Source organism: Rhizobium pisi, from assembly GCF_003938655.1.
GTDB lineage: Bacteria > Pseudomonadota > Alphaproteobacteria > Rhizobiales > Rhizobiaceae > Rhizobium > Rhizobium pisi.
Map to the genome: position 1 here is coordinate 1 of NZ_RJJT01000068.1, position 1,178 is coordinate 1,178.

At 61.5% G+C, this 1,178-nt stretch carries 1 protein-coding gene; it reads right to left on the bottom strand.

The window, feature by feature from the left end:
• On the bottom strand, positions 1-1,176 hold the full coding sequence (gene tuf, locus EFD55_RS32920; RefSeq protein WP_092844923.1) for an elongation factor Tu: 1,176 nt from the start codon (positions 1,174-1,176) through the stop codon (positions 1-3).
• Between the last annotated feature and the right edge of the window lie 2 nt (positions 1,177-1,178).

The window sequence follows — 1,178 nt, forward strand, 5'->3', positions numbered from 1 at the left end:
TTACTCGACGATGCTCGCGACGATACCGGCGCCGACGGTGCGGCCGCCTTCGCGGATAGCGAAGCGCAGCTTTTCTTCCATCGCGATCGGAACGATCAGCTCGACGGCAACCGTGACGTTGTCGCCCGGCATAACCATCTCCGTACCTTCCGGCAGCGTCACAATGCCCGTCACGTCGGTCGTGCGGAAGTAGAACTGCGGACGGTAGTTCGTGAAGAACGGCGTATGACGGCCGCCCTCTTCCTTCGTCAGGATGTAGGCTTCAGCCATGAACTTCTTGTGCGGCTTGACAGAGCCGGGCTTGCACAGGATCTGGCCACGCTCAACGCCATCACGGTTCACACCGCGAACCAGAGCGCCGATGTTGTCGCCGGCCTGGCCCTGGTCGAGCAGCTTGCGGAACATTTCAACGCCGGTCACCGTCGTCTTCGAGGTCGGACGGATGCCGACGATCTCGACTTCTTCACCAACCTTGACAATGCCACGCTCGACGCGGCCGGTCACGACAGTGCCGCGGCCCGAGATCGAGAACACGTCTTCGATCGGCATCAGGAACGGCTGGTCGATCGGACGCTCAGGCGTCGGGATGTAAGCGTCGACAGCAGCCATCAGCTCGCGGATCGCGTCTTCGCCGATCTTCTTGTCGCTGTCTTCGAGAGCAGCAAGCGCCGAACCCTTGACAACCGGAATGTCGTCGCCCGGGAAGTCGTAGGACGACAGCAGTTCGCGAACTTCGAGCTCGACCAGCTCGAGAAGCTCGGCGTCGTCAACCTGGTCGACCTTGTTCAGGAACACAACGATCGCCGGAACGCCGACCTGGCGGGCGAGAAGGATGTGTTCGCGCGTCTGCGGCATCGGGCCGTCGGCAGCCGAGCACACCAGGATCGCGCCGTCCATCTGCGCAGCACCGGTGATCATGTTCTTCACGTAGTCGGCATGGCCGGGGCAGTCGACGTGCGCGTAGTGGCGGGCAGGCGTCTCGTATTCGACGTGAGCCGTCGAAATGGTGATGCCGCGTGCCTTTTCTTCCGGAGCAGCGTCGATCTGGTCGTACGCCTTGAACTCACCGAAGTACTTCGTGATCGCTGCCGTCAGAGACGTCTTGCCGTGGTCAACGTGGCCGATCGTGCCAATGTTGACGTGCGGCTTGTTGCGCTCAAACTTACTCTTTGCCATTT

Excerpts from the sequence above, each read along its gene's own strand:
- tuf (WP_092844923.1), bottom strand. The coding sequence starts at position 1,176 with ATGGCAAAGAGTAAGTTTGAGCGCAACAAGCCGCACGTCAACATTGGC.